The 17,824-nt window shown below is 70.1% G+C and carries 14 protein-coding genes; 8 read left to right on the forward strand and 6 right to left on the reverse strand.

The features are described from left to right. Positions 1 to 71: 71 nt before the first annotated feature. Both AB0H50_RS20145 and AB0H50_RS20150 read right to left on the reverse strand, forming a co-directional pair. A complete protein-coding gene (locus AB0H50_RS20145) occupies positions 72 to 2,753 on the reverse strand; it encodes a valine--tRNA ligase (RefSeq protein ID WP_357454568.1) in 2,682 nt (893 codons plus the stop codon). 235 nt (positions 2,754 to 2,988) lie between these two features. Beyond that, on the reverse strand, positions 2,989 to 3,948 hold the full coding sequence (locus tag AB0H50_RS20150; protein ID WP_357454571.1) for an NAD(P)/FAD-dependent oxidoreductase: 960 nt from the start codon (positions 3,946 to 3,948) through the stop codon (positions 2,989 to 2,991). A 322-nt stretch (positions 3,949 to 4,270) separates the two neighbouring features. Between AB0H50_RS20150 and AB0H50_RS20155 the strand changes: the two genes are divergently transcribed. Both AB0H50_RS20155 and AB0H50_RS20160 read left to right on the forward strand, forming a co-directional pair. Next, a complete protein-coding gene (locus AB0H50_RS20155) occupies positions 4,271 to 4,861 on the forward strand; it encodes an XRE family transcriptional regulator (RefSeq protein ID WP_357454574.1) in 591 nt (196 codons plus the stop codon). Positions 4,862 to 4,975: 114 nt separating this feature from the next. Next, complete coding sequence (locus AB0H50_RS20160) at positions 4,976 to 5,668, forward strand: hypothetical protein (protein WP_357454577.1); 693 nt, start codon at positions 4,976 to 4,978, stop codon at positions 5,666 to 5,668. Between the two features lie 6 nt (positions 5,669 to 5,674). Here the strand turns inward: AB0H50_RS20160 and AB0H50_RS20165 are convergent, their stop codons facing one another. Continuing rightward, positions 5,675 to 6,643: a YegS/Rv2252/BmrU family lipid kinase gene (locus AB0H50_RS20165; protein ID WP_357454580.1), complete on the reverse strand. Its 969-nt coding sequence runs from the start codon at positions 6,641 to 6,643 to the stop codon at positions 5,675 to 5,677. Then, the gene (locus AB0H50_RS20170) at positions 6,643 to 8,217 is read right to left on the reverse strand and encodes an FAD-binding oxidoreductase (protein WP_357455341.1); all 1,575 of its coding nucleotides are present in this window, start codon (positions 8,215 to 8,217) and stop codon (positions 6,643 to 6,645) included. The genes AB0H50_RS20165 and AB0H50_RS20170 overlap by 1 nt, the downstream gene beginning before the upstream one ends. Before the next feature lie 139 nt (positions 8,218 to 8,356). Here AB0H50_RS20170 and AB0H50_RS20175 point away from each other — a divergent pair, with 139 nt between their 5' ends. Beyond that, complete coding sequence (locus AB0H50_RS20175) at positions 8,357 to 8,959, forward strand: TetR/AcrR family transcriptional regulator (RefSeq protein ID WP_357455344.1); 603 nt, start codon at positions 8,357 to 8,359, stop codon at positions 8,957 to 8,959. Between the two features lie 14 nt (positions 8,960 to 8,973). Further along, positions 8,974 to 10,521 carry a glycerol-3-phosphate dehydrogenase/oxidase gene (locus tag AB0H50_RS20180; protein WP_357454583.1) on the forward strand — a complete coding sequence of 516 codons (1,548 nt, stop codon included), beginning with the start codon at positions 8,974 to 8,976 and terminating at the stop codon, positions 10,519 to 10,521. Positions 10,522 to 11,170: 649 nt separating this feature from the next. Here AB0H50_RS20180 and AB0H50_RS20185 read toward each other — a convergent pair. Further along, complete coding sequence (locus AB0H50_RS20185) at positions 11,171 to 11,701, reverse strand: GNAT family N-acetyltransferase (RefSeq protein WP_357454586.1); 531 nt, start codon at positions 11,699 to 11,701, stop codon at positions 11,171 to 11,173. Between the two features lie 417 nt (positions 11,702 to 12,118). On the opposite strand from AB0H50_RS20185, the gene AB0H50_RS20190 reads away from it, so the two are divergent. The 4 genes from AB0H50_RS20190 to AB0H50_RS20205 all read left to right on the forward strand — a co-directional run bounded on the left by AB0H50_RS20190 (position 12,119) and on the right by AB0H50_RS20205 (position 17,218). Then, a complete protein-coding gene (locus AB0H50_RS20190; RefSeq protein ID WP_357454589.1) occupies positions 12,119 to 13,306 on the forward strand; it encodes an FHA domain-containing protein in 1,188 nt (395 codons plus the stop codon). Positions 13,307 to 13,455: 149 nt separating this feature from the next. Then, positions 13,456 to 15,765, forward strand: coding sequence for an FdhF/YdeP family oxidoreductase (locus AB0H50_RS20195; RefSeq protein WP_357454592.1), 2,310 nt, complete (start codon positions 13,456 to 13,458; stop codon positions 15,763 to 15,765). Beyond that, complete coding sequence (gene fdhD / locus AB0H50_RS20200) at positions 15,762 to 16,601, forward strand: formate dehydrogenase accessory sulfurtransferase FdhD (protein ID WP_357454594.1); 840 nt, start codon at positions 15,762 to 15,764, stop codon at positions 16,599 to 16,601. The genes AB0H50_RS20195 and fdhD overlap by 4 nt, the downstream gene beginning before the upstream one ends. An 89-nt stretch (positions 16,602 to 16,690) precedes the next feature. Continuing rightward, positions 16,691 to 17,218 (forward strand): hypothetical protein, encoded by a 528-nt coding sequence (locus tag AB0H50_RS20205; RefSeq protein WP_357454597.1) that lies wholly within the window; start codon positions 16,691 to 16,693, stop codon positions 17,216 to 17,218. 132 nt (positions 17,219 to 17,350) lie between these two features. On the opposite strand, the gene mihF is transcribed toward AB0H50_RS20205, so the two are convergent. Continuing rightward, a complete protein-coding gene (gene mihF, locus AB0H50_RS20210) occupies positions 17,351 to 17,665 on the reverse strand; it encodes an integration host factor, actinobacterial type (RefSeq protein WP_068062535.1) in 315 nt (104 codons plus the stop codon). Positions 17,666 to 17,824 lie beyond the last annotated feature (159 nt).

A 17,824-nucleotide genomic window follows, 5' to 3' on the forward strand; every position in this document is an offset into this window, starting at 1 on the left:
CACCGGCGACGGCCCTGACCCGAGCCGGGCGCCTCCGTTGTCGTCGCGGTACTGCCGCTCCGGCTCGTCGTTCACTTGACTGCCAGTTCCGCTAGCCGCGCCCCGATGCGCTCCACCTCGGCGGCGGCGACATCGCGGCGGTTCTTGATCTTGGCCACCACCGGCTCCGGAGCCTTGGCCAGGAACGCCTCGTTGCCGAGCTTGGCCTCGGTGCCCGCCAGTTCCTTCTCCGCGGCGGCCAGATCCTTCTCCAGGCGTCGACGTTCGGCGTCCAGGTCGACCGCGCCAGAGGTATCCAGCTCGACGGTCACCGTCGCGCCGCTCAGGCGCACCTCCAGCGCGGCGGTGGCGGCGAACTCGGCGCCGGGCGCGGTGAGCCGGGCCAGGTTGGTGACCGACGGCTCCAGCGCCGTGAGGTCGGCGTGCTCCAGGCCGATCAGCTTGGCCGCCACCTTCTGCTTGTCGGCAAGGCCCTGGTCGCTGCGGAATCGGCGGATCTCGGTGATCAACCGCTGGGCGTCCGAGATACGCTGCGCCACAACGGTGTCGGCGGCGTTTCCAGTGGCCTGCGGCCACGCCGCGATCACCACGGACTCACCATCGGTGAGCGCCTGCCACAGTGCCTCGGTGACGAACGGGATCACCGGGTGCAGCAGCCGCAGCACCGAGTCGAGCACGTTGCCGAGCACGGTCCTGGTCGCGGCCGCCCGCTCCTCGGACTCGGCGAACTGCACCTTGGCCAGCTCCAGGTACCAGTCGCACAGCTCGTCCCAGGCGAAGTGGTACAGCGCCTCGCACGCCTTGCCGAACTCGTAGGCGTCGAAGGCCGAATCCACTTCGGCCAGAACCTGATCCAGGCGATCCAGGATCCATCGGTCGGCGTCGGTGAGCGCCGCGCGGTCGGGGAGCGCACCGGGCTCCGCGCCGTTCATCAGCGCGAACTTGGTGGCGTTGAACAGCTTGGTGACGAAGCTGCGCGAGGCAAGCGCGTGCGGCTCGCCGACGGACAGGTCGCCGCCGGGCTGTGCGCCGCGGGCCAAGGTGAAGCGCAGCGCGTCCGCTCCGTATGCCTTGATCCAGTCCAGCGGGTCGATGCCGTTGCCGCGCGACTTCGACATCTTCTTGCCGAACTGGTCGCGGATCAGGCCGTGCAGGAAGACGTCCTTGAACGGCACCTGCACCGCGCCGGAGTTCTTGCCCGCGACGATGGCCGGATCCTCGGAGACGAACATGCCGAACATCATCATTCTGGCCACCCAGAAGAAGAGGATGTCGTAGCCGGTGACCAGCACGCTGGTCGGATAGAACTTCTCGAGCTCCGGCGTCGCGTCGGGCCAGCCCATCGTGGAGAACGGCCACAGGCCGGAGGAGAACCAGGTGTCGAGCACGTCCGGGTCCTGCACCCAGCCTTCGGGCGCGGTCTCGTCCGGGCCGACGCAGATCACTTCGCCCTCGGGGCCGTACCAGATCGGGATGCGGTGGCCCCACCACAGCTGGCGCGAGATGGTCCAGTCGTGCATGTTGTCGACCCACTCGAACCAGCGCGGCTCCTGGCTGGCCGGGTGGATGACGGTGTCGCCGTTGCGGACCGCGTCACCCGCGGCCTTGGCCAGCGACTCCACCTTGACCCACCACTGCATGGAGAGCCTGGGCTCGATGGGTTCGCCGGTGCGCTCGGAATGGCCGACGCTGTGCTGGTACGGGCGCTTCTCCGCGACGACGCGACCTTCCGCGGCGAGCCGCTCGCGGACCTTGACGCGGGCCTCGAAACGGTCCATCCCGTCGAATTCGGTTCCGGTGTGCGCGATCCGGCCGCGCTCGTCCATGACCGTCGGCATCGGCAGGTTGTGCCGCAGGCCGATCTCGAAGTCGTTCGGGTCGTGCGCGGGCGTGATCTTCACGGCGCCGGAACCGAACTCGGGGTCGACGTAATCGTCGGCAACGATCGGGATCTGGCGGCCGGTGATCGGGTGTTCCAGTGTGGTGCCGATCAGCGCCTGGTAACGCGGGTCCTCCGGGTGCACCGCCACCGCGGTGTCGCCGAGCATCGTCTCCACCCGGGTGGTGGCCACGATGACGTGCGGTTCGTCGTCGTTCATCGAGCCGTAGCGCAGCGAGATCAGCTCGCCGGCGACTTCCTCGTGCTTGACCTCGATGTCGGAGATGGCGGTGCGCAGCTCGGGCGACCAGTTCACCAGTCGCTCGGCGCGATAGATCAGGCCCGCGTCGTAGAGGCGCTTGAAGATGGTCTGCACGGCCCGCGAAAGGCCCTCGTCCATGGTGAAGCGGTCGCGGCTCCAGTCGATGCCGTCGCCGAGGGCGCGCATCTGCCACTGGATGGCGCCGCCGGACTCGCGCTTCCAGTCCCAGACCTTCTCGACGAACAGTTCGCGGCCGAAGTCTTCCTTGGTCTTGCCGTCGACGGCGAGCTGCTTCTCCACCACGGTCTGGGTGGCGATGCCCGCGTGGTCCATGCCGGGCAGCCACAGCACCTCGTAGCCCTGCATCCGCTTGCGGCGGGCGAGGGTGTCCATCAGGGTGTGGTCGAGGGCGTGGCCCATGTGCAGGGTGCCGGTGACGTTCGGCGGCGGCAGCACGATCGAGTACGGGGGCTTGCCGCTGGCGGTGTCGGCCTGGAAATATCCAGCCGCTACCCAGCGCTCGTACGTCTCGGCCTCCACGACGCTGGGGTCCCAGCTCTTGGGGAGGGCATCGGCACGATTACGCGAGTTGTCAGGGGCTGCGCTGGTCACTCCGTGATTCTAGGGGTTGGCTCGACATGGTCTCGCCGCCTCCCCGCTGCCCGCGCTCCGCGGCGCGAACCGGGGTGCGGAAACGAAAGGAGGCGGAGCCTTCGGTGGATGAGGGACACCGAACACTCCGCCTACGCCTCACAGCTTACCGGCGATCCAGAGGCCGCCCCCGAATACACAAGTAATTCTCAGCTTCCGGCGACACCGTCGACGCACACCCGGCAGCGGGTCTGCGTCAGCGCGCCACGACAGGGACCGCCGACTCCTCTTCGACCAGGTCACCGTTGATCGCGATGGCGGCCGTCGATCCCGCGCCCGCGGCGGAGATCACCTGGGCGCCCGGGTCGGCGACATTGCCCGCCGCCCAGACCCCCGGCACGCTGGTCCGTCCGTGCGCGTCGGTCATGACCCAGCCGTCCGCCCCCGTCTCGCACCTGAGCGCGGTCAGCACGTCCCCGTTGGGCACGAAGGTCGGCGCGACGAACACCGCCGATCGCGGCACCGCGCGACCGTCGGCCAGCTCCACACCGCGCAGCCTGCCGTCCTCGACAGCCAATCGCGCGACCTCGCCGATGACGACGCGCACGCCCCGCGCGGCGAGCCGATCCAGATCGATCCGAGTCAGCTCCATCGTGTGCGGGAAGAAGGTCACGTCGGCCGACCACTGCGGCAGCAGCAGCGCGACGTGCACCGCCCTGGCCACCGCACCTGGTTCGGTGCCGCCGAGCACGCCGAGCGGCTGATCGCGCACCTCGTAGCCGTGGCAGTACGGGCAGTGCAGGACGTCCGCGCCCCAGCGCTCGCGCACACCGGGCAGGTCGGGCAGCACGTCGCGCAGTCCGCTCGCGACGAGCACGCGCCGGGCCGTCAGCCGCCTGCCCGAGACCAGGCGGAGCGTGAATTCACCTGTGTCCCGGTCCCTTTCGGCGTCTGCCACCTCGTCGTCGAGCAGCTCGCCGCCGTATCCCGCCACCTCGGCGGCGCCGGTCGCCAGTAGCTCGGTGGGCGGCAAGCCATCCCTGGACAGGAAGCCGTGCATGTGCTGGGCGGGCGCGTTGCGCGGAGCGCCGCCCTCGACCACCGCCACTCGCCGCCGCGCCCTGCTCAACACCAGCGCCGCCGAGAGTCCCGCCGCGCCGCCGCCGACGACGACCACGTCATAGGTCGCCTGATCCCCGGTGTTCTGTTCGCTCATGCCTTCACCTCGCTGGCGCTCGGTTCCGGCATGCGCGATGCGCGCTGGCACATGATTCGCTCACTACGTTCACTCATACCTTCACCTCGCTGGCGCTCGGTTCCGGCATGCGCGATGCGCGCTGGCACATGATTCGCTCACTACGTTCACTCATACCTTCACCTCGCCGACCCTCGGCTCCGGCATGCGCGATGCGCGCTGGCACATGATTCGTTGTCTCCGTTCACTCATCCGCGATCACCTCCGCGTTCAGGTTGCCGGTCACTGCCCGGTATCGGCAACGAAATTTGCCGTTTCCGGGAAACGAGCGTGCACTGGGGACATGTACGACCAACCGGGCATCAAGCGGGCGCTCGCCGATATCGGCCCCCGCCTGAAGGCGCTGCGCACCCACCGCACCATCACACTGACCGCGCTGTCGGCGACCACCGGCATCTCCAAGAGCACACTGTCGCGGCTGGAATCCGGGCAGCGCAAGGCGAGCCTGGAGTTGCTGCTGCCCATCGCGATGGCCTTGCAGGTGCCGCTGGACGAGCTGGTGGCGGCGCCAGAGATCGCGGACCCGCGTGTGCACGCCACCCCGCGGCAGGTCCACGGATACACCGTGCTGCCGCTGACCACCCGCCCCGGCCCGCTGCAAGCGTTCAAGATGATCCTCCCGCCCGAGCGCAAGGATCCCGACCCACGCGTGCACGAGGGCTACGAATGGCTGTACGTGCTCTCCGGCAGGCTGCGGCTGATCCTCGGCGAACACGACCTGATCATGGGTCCCGGCGAGACCGCGGAATTCGATACCCGGCAACCGCATTGGTTCGGCAGCGCCGGGCGCGGTCCGGTCGAGATCCTGTCCCTGTTCGGCAGTCAGGGCGAGCGCATGCACGTGCGAGCGCGGCCACGCCGCAGCCAGCGGTGAGTTTCCCCGACTCGCCGGGCAATCCGGCCGGTCGCGCCGAATCATCCCTTCATCGTCGTGATCTCAGGGTTTTCCCGGTTGCCGAATCGGACCGGACTAGGGAGTCTGGAAGGGGTGAACCCCCCGCTCGATGCTCTACCCCTGCACTCCCCCGCGCCGCGCTTGCCGCTGGCCGCCGCCGGCGTGGTGACGCCAGTCGGCGTGCACGATCTACGCGGCCAGACGATCGATGAATTGCGTTACCCCCCAACGGCGGCACTGATCTTCGCCGGAGTGCCGGGCGCGGGCAAGAGCACGGCGTTGCGGAGGTTCTTCGGCGCGGACGCCACGGCCGAGGCGCCGCCCGCCGGGCCGTCCGGTTCGATCGTGCTGGATTCGCAGCACGCGCGGAACCGCTGGCGGCACCGGCTCGGCTGGCTCCCCTATCCGCTGTGGCGTCCGGTCGTGCACGTCGTGCACTACGCGAGCATCCGGGCGGCACTGCGCGACGCCGAGGGCCCGGTGGTGATCCACGATTGCGGCACCTTCGGCTGGAGCCGCAGGATGATCGCGCGCTGGGCGAACGCCTACCGCAGGGACTTGCACGTCGTCATGCTCGACGTGCCCGCGACGGTGGCCAGGGCTGGTCAGTACGCCCGCGGCCGCCGCATCAACGGGATGTTCTTCACCCTGCATTGCCGGCGCTGGGATCGCCTGATCCGCGATATCGACAGCGGCGACCGCGCCGCCCCGGCTCCGTCCTCCTCCGTCGTCCTCGTGGACCGTTCCACCGTCAACCGCATGACACGCGTCGCGTTCGACGGCTGAGCGCGCTCATGGCATGAGCACCGTCAGCGCCGCGGGCACCGCGCGCAACGTGATGGGCAGCATCCCCGCCGGTTCGCCGTCGGCGGTGGCGGGCGCGCCCGGTGCGGTGAGAGTCACCGCCTCGGCACGGTATTGGGCCACGGCGGGATGATCGATGCGCTTGCCCGCCGACAGCGCGGGCAGCAGGCGCAGCATCTCCAACCGCGACACCGCGCCGACCACCGTGAGATCGAGCAGCCCGTCGTCCATCTCGGCGTCGGGGCAGATCAGCATGCCGCCGCCGTAGGTGCGGGTGTTGCCGACCGCGACCATCACCGCGTCGGTCTCGATCACGCCGTCGCCCGGCGGGTTGTCCACCGCGCCTTCGGCGATGCCGGACAGTTCGATCCGATAGGGCACGGTGAAGCCGCCGGTGATCTCGGCCAGGGCCGCGACGGTGTAGCGGAGCCTGCCCTTCGGCCAGCGCATCTCGTTCGCGCGCAACGTCACCCGCGCGTCGAATCCGGTTCCCGTGACGGTCGCGAACCACATCGGAGTGGCATCCGGCGCGTCCGACTCGATCCGGCCGAGGTCCATCACCTCGGTGCGTCCGGCGAGCACCACGTCGACCGCGGCCGCCGGGTCGTCGGTGGGGACGCCGAGCGCGCGCGCCAGATCGTTGCCCGTGCCGCTCGGCACCAGGCCGAGCGGCACGCCGGTCTGCGCGACGGCCTCGAGGATCACACAGATCAGGCCGTCCCCGCCGACGCACACCACCGCGTCGGGGCGAGCCGCGGGATCCGGATTCGCCAGCGAATCACGTACCAGCCGAACGGATTCGGCCGCCGACGGCGCCCGGACCTCGGTGACCTCGACGCCGCGCTCGGCGAGCCGGGCGATGGCCACCGTCGCGGTGTCGTGTCCCTTGCCCGCGCCGGACAGCCGGTTCGTGACGACCAATGCGGAGCGGACACTGCTCGACGCCTCGCGGTTCATCAGATCAGTTTCCCAGGGTTGAGGATGCCCGCGGGGTCCAATTCCCGTTTCACCGCGCGCAGCACCCGGATGCCGAGCTCGCCGACCTCGGTGGGCAGCCAGGGCCGGTGGTCGGCGCCGACCGCGTGGTGGTGGGTGATCGTGCCGCCCGCGGCCATGATCGCGTCGCCCACCGCGCGTTTGGCGGTCTGCCACTGCGCGATCGGATCGTCGAGCTGCTTGGCGACGACGGTGAAGTACAGCGAAGCGCCGGTCGGATAGGTATGCGAGATGTGGCACATCACCAGCGCGGGCGTGCCCTGCGCACCGAGCGAATCGGTCAGCGCCGCAGTCGTTTTCGCCTTGAGCTCGGCGACGTTGGACCAGGTCGTCGCGGTCTCGAGGGTCTCGCACAGCACTCCGGCATCGAGCAGCGCGTCGCGCATGTAGGGTGCGGCGAACCGGCCGTGCTCCCATTCGCGGGCGGGCTGTTCGCCGAGCGCGGTGCCGCCCGCGGCTGCCAGCAGCGCGGTCGCCTCGGCCGAGCGGGCCGCGACGTGCTCCGCGCTGCCCTCGAAGGTGGTGATCGCGAGGCAGCCCGACACCGCTTGGCCGCCGATGTCGCCCGAGCGGGCCAGGTTCATTCCGGTCTCGGCCTCGTCGGAGAGCCGGAGCACCGTCGGGGCCGCGCCCGCCTGCACCACGGCGCGCAGCGCGGCAGCGCCGCTGGCGAAGTCGGGGAACGACCACGCCTGGTAGGCGGTGGTTTCTGGGAGCGGGTGCACGCGCAGCGTTACCTCGGTGATCACGCCGAGCGTGCCCTCCGAGCCGACGAACAGCTCGCGCAGGTCCGGACCGGCGGCGGAGGCGGGCGCGCGACCCAGCTCCAGCGAGCCGGTCGGCGTGGCGATCTTCAGTCGCTGCACCATGTCGTCGAACCGGCCGTATCCCGCCGATGCCTGACCGGAGGATCTGGTCGCCGCGAAACCACCGATGCTGGCGAACTCGAAGCTCTGCGGGAAGTGCCCGAGCGAAAGTCCTTGCGCGGCGAGCAGTTCCTCGGCCCGTGGTCCGGTGAGACCCGCGCCGAGGGTCGCGGTGCCGCTGACCGGGTCGACTTCGCCGATCGAGTCGATGCGGCGCAGGTCGAGGGCGATGACGGTGTCGAATTGCCCGCGCACCGGGTCGACGCCGCCGACCACGCTGGTGCCGCCGCCGAAGGGCACTACCGCAATGCCGTGCTCGGCGCAGTAGGCCAGCACCGCGAGCACCTGCTCGTGGTCGGCGGGAAAGACGATGGCGTCGGGAGCATCCTGCGGCTCCTCGGCTCGGCGGCGCAGCAAATCGAGGGTGCTCTTGCCGCCCGCGCGCCGCAACCGATCGTGATGGTCGGCCGACACATTGTCCGCACCGACCACCGCGACCAACCCGTCCCGCTGCGCCTGCGTCAGCGCCGACGGGCGGAGTGGCACGTCACCCTCATCGCGTCGCGCCACCGGTTCGCCGGACACGCCGAAAACCTGCGCGAGCAGGCCGCGGATCTGTGCCGAAAGTGGCTTGTGTCCGGCCGGGATACCCCAGGCGTCCCACACCATACTCGGTACCTGCGCGTGCGCGCCCGGCTTTGCCGCGGGCCCGGAATGCCCGCCTTCGTGCTGCGTCTCGACCATGCGTTACAGTTTGACATAGACTGTCAAGCAGTAACTGCCCGTCCCCGCACTCAGCCCGGTGGTGATTCACGTGACCGACGACCCGGACGCCGAACTTTCGGCCATCGACCTGGCGATCTTCGACGCCGCGCGCGCCTGCGTCGAGGAGTTCGGGGTCCGCCGGACCACGCTCACCGAGGTCGCGCGCCGCGCGGGCGTCAGCAGGCCGACCGTATATCGCCGGTGGTCCGACACCGGCGCACTGGTCGCCGAACTACTGGTGCGCGAACTGCGCGGCATTCTCACCGCCGCCATGCCCGAGGCGGGGCCCGCGCGGACGCGGCTGGTAGAGGGCGTGGTCGAAGGCGCGGGGATGGTGCGCTCGAACCCGTTGTTCGGCAAGATCTTTCGCACCGATACCGACCTGATGCTGACCTATGTGTTCGGCAGGCTCGGCCGCAATCAGCGCATCCTCATCGAGCTGTTCGCCGCCGCGATCGAAGACGGCCAGGAGGACGGCTCCATCCGGCCGGGCGATCCTCGCCAGCTGGCCACCATGATGCTGCTGATCGTCCAGTCCGCGGTGCAATCCGCGGGAACCGTCGCGCCCATGCTGCCCGCCCCCGAGCTGGATACCGAACTGGCCCGCGCCATCGACGGCTATCTCCGCCCCGGCGACTCCGAATGACGAAAGGCTTTGCCATGACCAATGATCCGGCGACCCACGGGGATTCCGCGCTCAATGCCGAGCGCCGCGCGCGCGAGCTGCGCGCTCTCGGCGACGGCGGCGAGATCGACGTGCTGGTGATCGGCGGCGGCGTGACCGGAGCGGGCGCCGCGCTGGACGCCGCCGCGCGCGGGCTGCGCACCGTACTGGTGGAACGACACGACCTGGCATTCGGCACCAGCCGGTGGAGTTCGAAGCTGGTGCACGGCGGTCTGCGATATCTGGCGAGCGGACGGATCGGGATCGCGCACGAGAGCGCGGTCGAGCGCGGCATCCTGATCGGCACCACCGCACCGCATCTGGTGCGTCCACTGCCGCAGCTGGTGCCGCTGCTGCCGAATGTCGGTGCGGCGCAACAGGCCTTGATCCGCGCGGGCTTCCTGGCCGGCGATGCGTTGCGGCGCGGCGCAGGCACGCCGGCCGCGACACTGCCGCGGTCGCGACGGGTCGCCGCCGCGGAGGCGCTGCGCTTGGCCCCGACCGTGCGCCGGGCAGGTCTGCGCGGCGGGCTCGAGGCATGGGATGGACAACTGGTGGACGACGCGCGGCTGGTCGTCGCGCTGGCCCGCACCGCGGCCGCCCATGGCGCGACCGTCCTCACCAGGGTGGAAGCAGTCGACGTGACCGGGGATTCGGCCACGCTGCGCGACACCCTTTCCGGCGAGACCCTTTCTGTGCGCGCCCGAGCCGTCGTCAACGCCACCGGCGTGTGGGCCGACCAGGTCGACTCGAGCATCGAACTGCGACCGAGCCGGGGCACCCACCTGGTGTTCTCCGCCGAGTCCTTCGGCGGGCTCAGCGCCGCGCTGACGGTGCCGGTTCCCGGCAGCACCAGCCGGTTCGTCTTCGCCTTCCCCGCCGCGCACGGCCGGGTCTACCTCGGCTTGACCGACGAAGACGCGCCGGGCCCGGTGCCCGACGAACCGCAGCCCACCGAGGCCGAGGTGGACTTCTTGCTCGGAACCATCAACACCGTGCTGCGAGAACCGTTGACGCACACCGATATTCGCGGCCGGTACGCGGGCTTGCGTCCCTTGCTGAAGACCGCCGACGGCAGCACAGCCGACATCTCCCGCGAGCACGCGGTGCTGACCTCTCCGGTCGGCGTGATCACGATCGTCGGCGGCAAGCTCACCACGTACCGCCGGATGGCCGAGGATGTCGTCGACGCGGCGGTGCGCCACGCCCGCCTCGCCGCGGCGCCTTGCACGACCAAACGGCTGCCCCTGGTCGGCGCGGTCTCCGGTGCGGCACGCGATCGCCTCGCCGCGGCCCCGCTGCTGGTGGAACGCTACGGCAGCGAAGCGCCCGCCGTCGCCACTCTCGCCAACCTCGACCCGGCCCTGCGCGAGCCAGTCGCCCCCGGGATGGACGTCATCGGAGCCGAATTCGCCTTCGCCCTCTCCCACGAGGGCGCGCTACACGTCGACGACCTGCTCGATCGACGCACCCGCATCGGCCTGGTTCCCGAGGACCGCGCCGCCGCCATGCCCGCGGCCACCGCGGCCCTCGCCACGACCTGATCGTCAGGCGATCTGGGGTGTACGGCCCTCGCACATCCAGGGCAAGGCAATTGCGGTGCCTGTATGCTGGAGCTCGTCACGCTAGTGATGCCGAGAGGGTGGAGCGTCGGCTTCCGACGACGCCCCACCCGGTGGGTCAGATAGCCCGCGCTCGGCGGACCAGGACGAGTGCCCCGGCGGTCACGACAGCAACGGCCAAGATGATGCCGTAATCGACCGGGGCCTCACTCTTTTCCCGGCGATGTTTCGCCATTCCCCACCACCTCCTCCCTGGGCGCGGTGTCTGGACCAATGTCCACCGCCCCTCGGCAGGAGGTGAGCACACCTTACGTCAGGCCACCAACCGGAAGCATTGGCCCCCAGGCGATCCCGGCGCACCAACCGATGCGGGCGACAACGCCGATCCGGATGTGTAGCGGGCTACGCTCGCACTGCACTCGGTCGCGTCAGGCGAAGGGGGCGCATGGAGTCGTCCAGATCCGACAGGATCCAGCGGTTGCCCTCGCCCGCGTCCAGCGGAAGCAGGTCGAGCGGCGTTCTGCCAGGCCGCACCGGATCGGGCGCGGCCGAAAACCGGTGTCCTGCCGGTGGCCATGCACCTGATGCGGGGATTTCCGCACATCAGCGATGGGCTCTCTCTAACGAAAACTCAGTCGAAGACCCACGTGTCGAGTTCGGCCCGCATGCAGGCGCGAGGCCAGCGGTCGAGTCCGTGCTCGGCTTCGGCGGTGCGCAGGGCGCGAAGGCCCGGCGTCTCCTCGGCCGCCGACAAGTACCGGAAGCCGAGGCGCTCGTAATACGGACCGTTCCACGCCACCTCGGTGAACGTGGTGAGGGTGAGGATGGCGGGCAGCCCGTTGGCCTGTGCCCAGCGGACGGCGTGGTCGATGAGTCGCTTGCCGAGGCGTCGCCCGGCGTGCCCCGGGTCGACCGAAACCTGATCGACGTGCGCGTTACCGTCGACGATGCCGAGGACCAGATAGGCGATCGGCCGGTCGGCGGCGTCGGTCGCGACCCAGGCCCGCCCGGCCCGCTGGAATTCGCGCAGCGTGGCGAGCGTCGGCGGCTCGTCGTCGGCGACGGCCGTCATGCCGATCTCGGCGAACGGTTTTCCGGCCGCCCGTTCGATGTCTCGCAGAACGGGCAGGTCGGTCTCGGTCGCCGGTCTGATAGATCGCATGGAGGGAGTATCGCCGGATCGTCGGGCGAAGTCGCGTGATTTCCATGCCTGCCCACGACGACGCGCTCGGTGCGTGTCCCGGGATCCACGCGGAACCGCTCGCCGAGCCGATCAGCAGGGGTTCCTCAGGGACTGGAGGGCGCGAGTGTCCGAAGGGTGAAATCCCCGCCCGTCACGTGATCGCGACGACAGCGGCGAGCCCGAGAACACTCGACGGCCGCGAAGTCGGCTAGATCACGCCCGACCGATCCGCAAGGTGCCCGACTTCGCCCGACTCTGCGCGCTGCCCTGCGGATTCCCCGGCCGGAACGACCGGTCGGGCGATTCCCAGCGGTCCCTTCCTGTCCCGATGCGCCCCATCACGTCCTGTGCAAGCCTCTATGCTGGACGCCGGTAGTGCGCGGGAAGGAGGCGCGGGTGCGCAAGAACCCGTCGACCATAGGAATCGCGCCGGGCGATGGTCTGATTGCACGCTTCGGCGCGGTGGTGGTGTATCTCGCGGGTGAAACCGCTTCCACCGACCGGATTCTCGGTGCCATCGAGGCCGTCGCCGAGGGCGATCATCCGGGGGCCGCGATCGCCCAGCGGCTGGCCGCCGTGGTGTTCGGCAGCGGCTCCGAGCCGCCGCCGTTCGGCGTGGTCGCCCCGACCGACGATGGCACGGTCATCCTGCTGCGCGGACCGGTCGCCGCCGAGATCCACGGTGCGGAGGGCGCCCGCAGGCTGTCCGGCGCGCGGGCGTTCACCTGGGTGGACGAGATCGTGCGCGAACCGGTGCGCCGGATCACCGTGGGCGCCGACACCGGCGTTCCGATCACTCCGCTGCCCCGTACCGATCTCCGCGCGGGCACCGTCCCCGGCGGTGGCTTCGAATGGCGCGTCGCCGTGCGCAAAGCGGGCGCACCGAAGACTCCGCAGCGCGTCGCCGCCACCGCGACAGCCCTATCCGACGAACCACCGGCGACCGCGCCCGCGGGCTTCGAGGCGCTGACGGACGACTCCGACGACATCCGGAAGGACGCCGACTCCCCCGTCGAGCCGAGCGCCGGATCCGGCCGCCCGCCTACTGCAGCTCGCCCGCAGGACGTCGGTACGAGGGCGATGCCGCTCGCTTGGTCCCAGACCGCCGGATTCGGCTCCGCACGCCCCGAACCCGTTGCCTTGCAGAAGAATCCGGCCACCCACGGGGTTCGCGTCCCGCCGCCGCGCCCGCCGAAGGGCTCGCCGCAGGCCGAAGCCCCGACGGGCGCGCTGGTCTTCGAGGACACCGCGTACCCGCTCGACCGTCCGTACGTCATCGGCCGCAGCCCGACCGCCGACGATTCGGTGCGCAACGCCATCGCGTCGCCGCTGGCGGTGCCGAGGGACCGGCACGTCTCCCGCGTGCACGCCTACGTCTCGCTCAACAGGGGCAAGGTCTTCATCCGCGACGCCTCCACGCCTGCGGGCACCTATGTCGCGGGGCCGGGCACGGACTCTTGGACCCGCATCGGCACCGCGCCCGTCGAGCTGCCGCCCGGTTGGCGCATCCGCATCGGCGAGAAGGTCCTCACCCACAGAGCCGACGAACGTCACCCTGCCACCGCCCAGACGCGTCGTTCCTGAGCGGGTCCTGCGCTTCGCCCGGCCGTTGCTCGGCTCTGCGCCGCGATTCGCCCCGACGAGGTGTCGCACCCCGCGCCGCGGCCTACGATGCGAAGAGCGCGGCAGCAGTCCTGCTGAGACAGTCAGCGTGCGGAGAGGACAATAGGGACATGCATCGACACGGCCCCACCGAGGACATCGATGAATCCGCGCTGACCGTCACCGCGCCCAAAGAGCAGGCCGCGGGCGTCACCGCCGTGGCCGTCGCGCTGAAGCGGTCGGTCGAGGAGATGGGCGTCGTCCGCACCGCCCGCACGCTGGCCAGGGTCAACCAGGTCAACGGCTTCGACTGCCCAGGCTGCGCCTGGCCGGAACCCACCGGACACCGGCGTCCCGCCGAGTTCTGCGAGAACGGCGCCAAGGCCGTCGCCGAGGAGGCAACCCTGCGCACCGTCACGCCGGAGTTCTTCGCCGCCCACTCCGTCGCCGAGTTGGCAGGGAAGTCCGGATATTGGCTCGGTCAGCAGGGCAGGCTCACCCATCCGATGGTGCTGCGCCCCGGTGACACCCACTATTCGCCCATCTCCTGGGACCAGGCGTACCGGGTGATCGCCGATCAGCTGCGCGAGCTGGCCTCACCCGACGAGGCCGTGTTCTACACCTCGGGCCGCACCGCCAACGAGACCGCCTTCCTCTACCAGTTGCTGGTCCGCAGCTACGGCACCAATAATCTGCCGGACTGCTCGAACATGTGCCACGAGTCCTCGGGCGCCGCGCTCATCGGCTCCATCGGCATCGGCAAGGGCTCGGTCTCGATCGACGACTTCGGCAAGGCCGATCTGATCGTCGTCGCGGGCCAGAACCCCGGCACCAACCACCCCCGCATGCTCAGCGCCCTCGCCGACGCGAAGGCCAACGGCGCCAGGGTCGTCGCGGTCAACCCGCTGCCCGAGACGGGGCTGCTCGGCTTCCGCGATCCGCAGACCGTGCGCGGCGTCACCACCGGCGTGGCGATCGCCGACGACTTCCTGCAGATCCGGCTCGGTGGCGACATGGCCCTGTTCCAGGGTCTGGGCAAGCTGCTGTTCGAGGCCGAGGACCGGGCGCCAGGCACCGTCGTGGACCGCGCGTTCGTCGACGCGCACTGCGCGGGCTTCGCCGAATACGAAAGCCACACGCGCGCGGTGGATCTCGACGTCGTCGAAACCGCAACCGGACTGTCGAGGGCGGAACTCGAACGCACGGCGCGGCTGCTCGCCGAATCGCGCAACACCATCATCTGCTGGGCGATGGGCCTCACCCAGCAGGCGCACGGCGTCGCCACCATCGAGGAGGCGACCAATCTGTTGTTGCTGCGTGGCATGATCGGCAAGCCGGGCGCAGGCGTGTGCCCCGTGCGCGGCCACTCCAACGTGCAGGGCGACCGCACCATGGGCATCTGGGAGAAGATGCCCGACTTCTTCCTCGACGCGCTCGACCGCGAGTTCGGCATCACCAGCCCCCGCGAGCACGGCCTGGACACGGTGCATTCCATCCGCGCCATGCGCGACGGCAGGGCCAAGGTGTTCTTCGGCATGGGCGGCAACTTCGTCTCGGCGACGCCCGACACCGAGGTCACCGAGGCCGCGCTGCGCAATTGCGCACTGACCGTGCAGGTTTCGACCAAGCTCAACCGCAGCCACGTGGTGCACGGACGCACGGCGCTGATCCTGCCCACCCTCGGGCGCACCGACAAGGACATCGTGGACGGCGTGAAACAGCATGTGTCGGTGGAGGATTCGATGTCCATGGTGCACCTCTCCACCGGTCGCCTCGAACCCGTCGGCGATCAGCTGCGCAGCGAGGTCGCCATCGTCTGCGAACTGGCCCTCGCGCTGTTCGGCGCGGACCATCCGGTGCCGTGGGCGCGCTACCGGCGCGACTACGACAAGATTCGCGACGCGATCGCGCGCGTGGTGCCCGGTTGCGCCGAGTACAACACCCGGGTCCGGCAGCGCAACGGCTTCGTGCTGCCGCATCCCCCGCGCGACAGCCGCGAATTCCGCACCGCCACCGGCCGCGCCAACTTCGCGGTCAACGAGCTGACCTGGGTTCCGGTGCCGGAGGGCAGGCTCGTGCTGCAGACCCTGCGCAGCCACGACCAGTACAACACCACCATCTACGGCCTCGACGACCGCTACCGCGGCGTGCACGGCGGACGCCGGGTGATCCTGGCGAACGCCGACGACATCGCTGAATTCGGTTTCGCCGACGGCGATCTCGTCGATCTGATCTCGGAGTGGACCGACGGCGTCGAGCGGCGCGTCCGCGCCTTCCGCGTGGTCGCCTACCCGACGCCGCGCGGCAACGCCGCCGCGTACTACCCCGAGACGAACGCGCTGGTACCGCTGGATCACGTTGCGGCGCGGTCCAATACACCCGTTTCCAAGGCAGTGACCATCCGCCTGGAGCGGCACGTGCACGTCGGAGCCGAATCGTGAGCGAGCGGGTTACCGCGCGCCGACGCACGCTGCGCCTCTCCCCGTCCGGGGAGATCCAGCGACCCGACACGCTGGCCGTGGAGGAGCCGCTGGAGATCCGGCTCGGCGGGCGGTCGCTGACCGTCACCATGCGCACCCCCGGCGCCGATGTCGACCTGGTGCACGGATTCCTGTTGAGCGAGAACATCATCGAATCGGCCAAGGACGTGGTGAGCGCCCGCTACTGCGCGGGCACCGACGCGGAAGGCCGCAACACCTACAACGTGCTCGACATCGAGCTGCGCGCCCCCAAGCCCGCCCGCGCCCGCAGCTTCTTCACCACCAGCTCGTGCGGGCTCTGCGGCAAGACCGCCCTCGACGAGGTCAAGGCCCACAGCCGCTACCCGCTCCCGGAGAACGCGCCTGCCGTCGACCCGGCCGTACTCGCAGGCATGCCCGAGACGCTGCGCGCGCGGCAGTCGGTCTTCGACGCCACCGGCGGCCTGCACGCGGCGGGCCTGTTCACCGCCGACGGGACGGTGCTCGCGGTGCGGGAAGACATCGGCAGGCACAACGCGGTGGACAAGGTGCTGGGCTGGGCCCTGCGGGAAAACCGCGTCCCCGCATCCGATCTGGTGCTCATCGTGAGCGGGCGGGCGTCCTTCGAGCTGGTCCAGAAGGCGGTGCTGGCCGGTGTGCCGATGCTCGGAGCGGTGTCGGCGCCGAGCTCGCTCGCGGTCGACCTGGCCGAGGAATCCGGCCTCACCCTGGTCGGCTTCCTGCGCGGCGACACCATGAACGTCTACTCCGGCGCGCACCGCGTGGAGCGGCGATCCACCGCGCGCCCCGCGAGCTGATTCGGCTCGACGCCTATTGCCCGTTACTCGATGTCCGTTCTACCGTGACTGCACGCCCGAACACCCTTCGGCGAGGAACGGAGCGATCGATGCGGATCTCGGTGGAAGGAAAGTCCGGCGGCGTGCGCGTCCGGATGCGTTTCGAGCAGCACCGCCACCGGTGGCTGGCCGTGCGAATCATGTTGGCGATACTGACGTTTCAGGGCGCGGCGGTCGGCCTGTGGGCGGTGCTGGCGCCACACTCCTGGTATACGAGTTTCCCCGGATTCGGGATGCAGTGGGTCGCCGCCGACGGCCCCTACAACCACCACCTGACCGGCGATGTCGGTGCCTTCTTCCTGGCCCTCGCCGCGGTGAGCGGCTTCGCGCTGTGGCGCGGGGGCAGCGCGCTGGCGCAGGCCGCTGGGCTGGGCTGGCTGGTCTTCGCCATCCCGCATGTCATCTACCACGCGTTTCACAAGCCGGACGCGATGAGCGGCGTCAACTTCACGCTGAGCCTGCTCGCGGCCGCGACCCTTTTGGCGCTCGGCGCGGCTTGCCTGCTGGTGACTCCGGTGCAGGCGCCCGACCCCCGGCCCATCGAGTTCCACTTCCCGCGCCGCCGTCCGACGCGCTGAGCACGCCCACCGGAGGTGCCTGGCCGGAGGCGTCGCACGAGAGGCCCGGGCGACCGTCGGCGCGGAGCCGGGTAGGTCGCCTCGGGCGTACTGGCGTGCGCCTCCGGCTCGAGCCAGGTCGCTACGACGCCGTCAGGCGTCGAGGGCCTTGAGCAGTGCCTCGCGCTGCCGGGCGCCCAGGCCGCCGATGCGGCGGTCCTCGGGGATCTCGGCCTGATCCATCAGCTTCGCTGCCTTCACCGGACCGACGCCGGGCAGGGCCTTGATCACCGCCGCCACCTTGGTCTTCTTCACCAGATCATCGGACTCCGCTTTCTTCAGCAGGTCGGCGACCGACACCTTGCCGGCCTTGACCTTGCCGATCAGTTCGGAGCGCGCCTTGCGCACCGCAGCCGCTTTGGCCAACGCCTCGGTGCGCTGCTCGGCGGTCATCGTGGGCAGTGCCATGTCTCCTCCGCTTTCACTCGTCACTCGAACATCTGGTTGACCGCACCGAGTAAACAGCACGGCACCGGCGGCGGACCGCCGACACACCGGTCAAATGTTGCGATGAGTTTTCTGGCGCGTCGCCGTCAGAACAGGTGAACGACACGCGCGACACGCGCG

Origin of the sequence: Nocardia sp. NPDC050793 (assembly GCF_040654065.1) — a bacterium.
In the GTDB taxonomy this organism is placed as follows: Bacteria; Actinomycetota; Actinomycetes; order Mycobacteriales; family Mycobacteriaceae; genus Nocardia.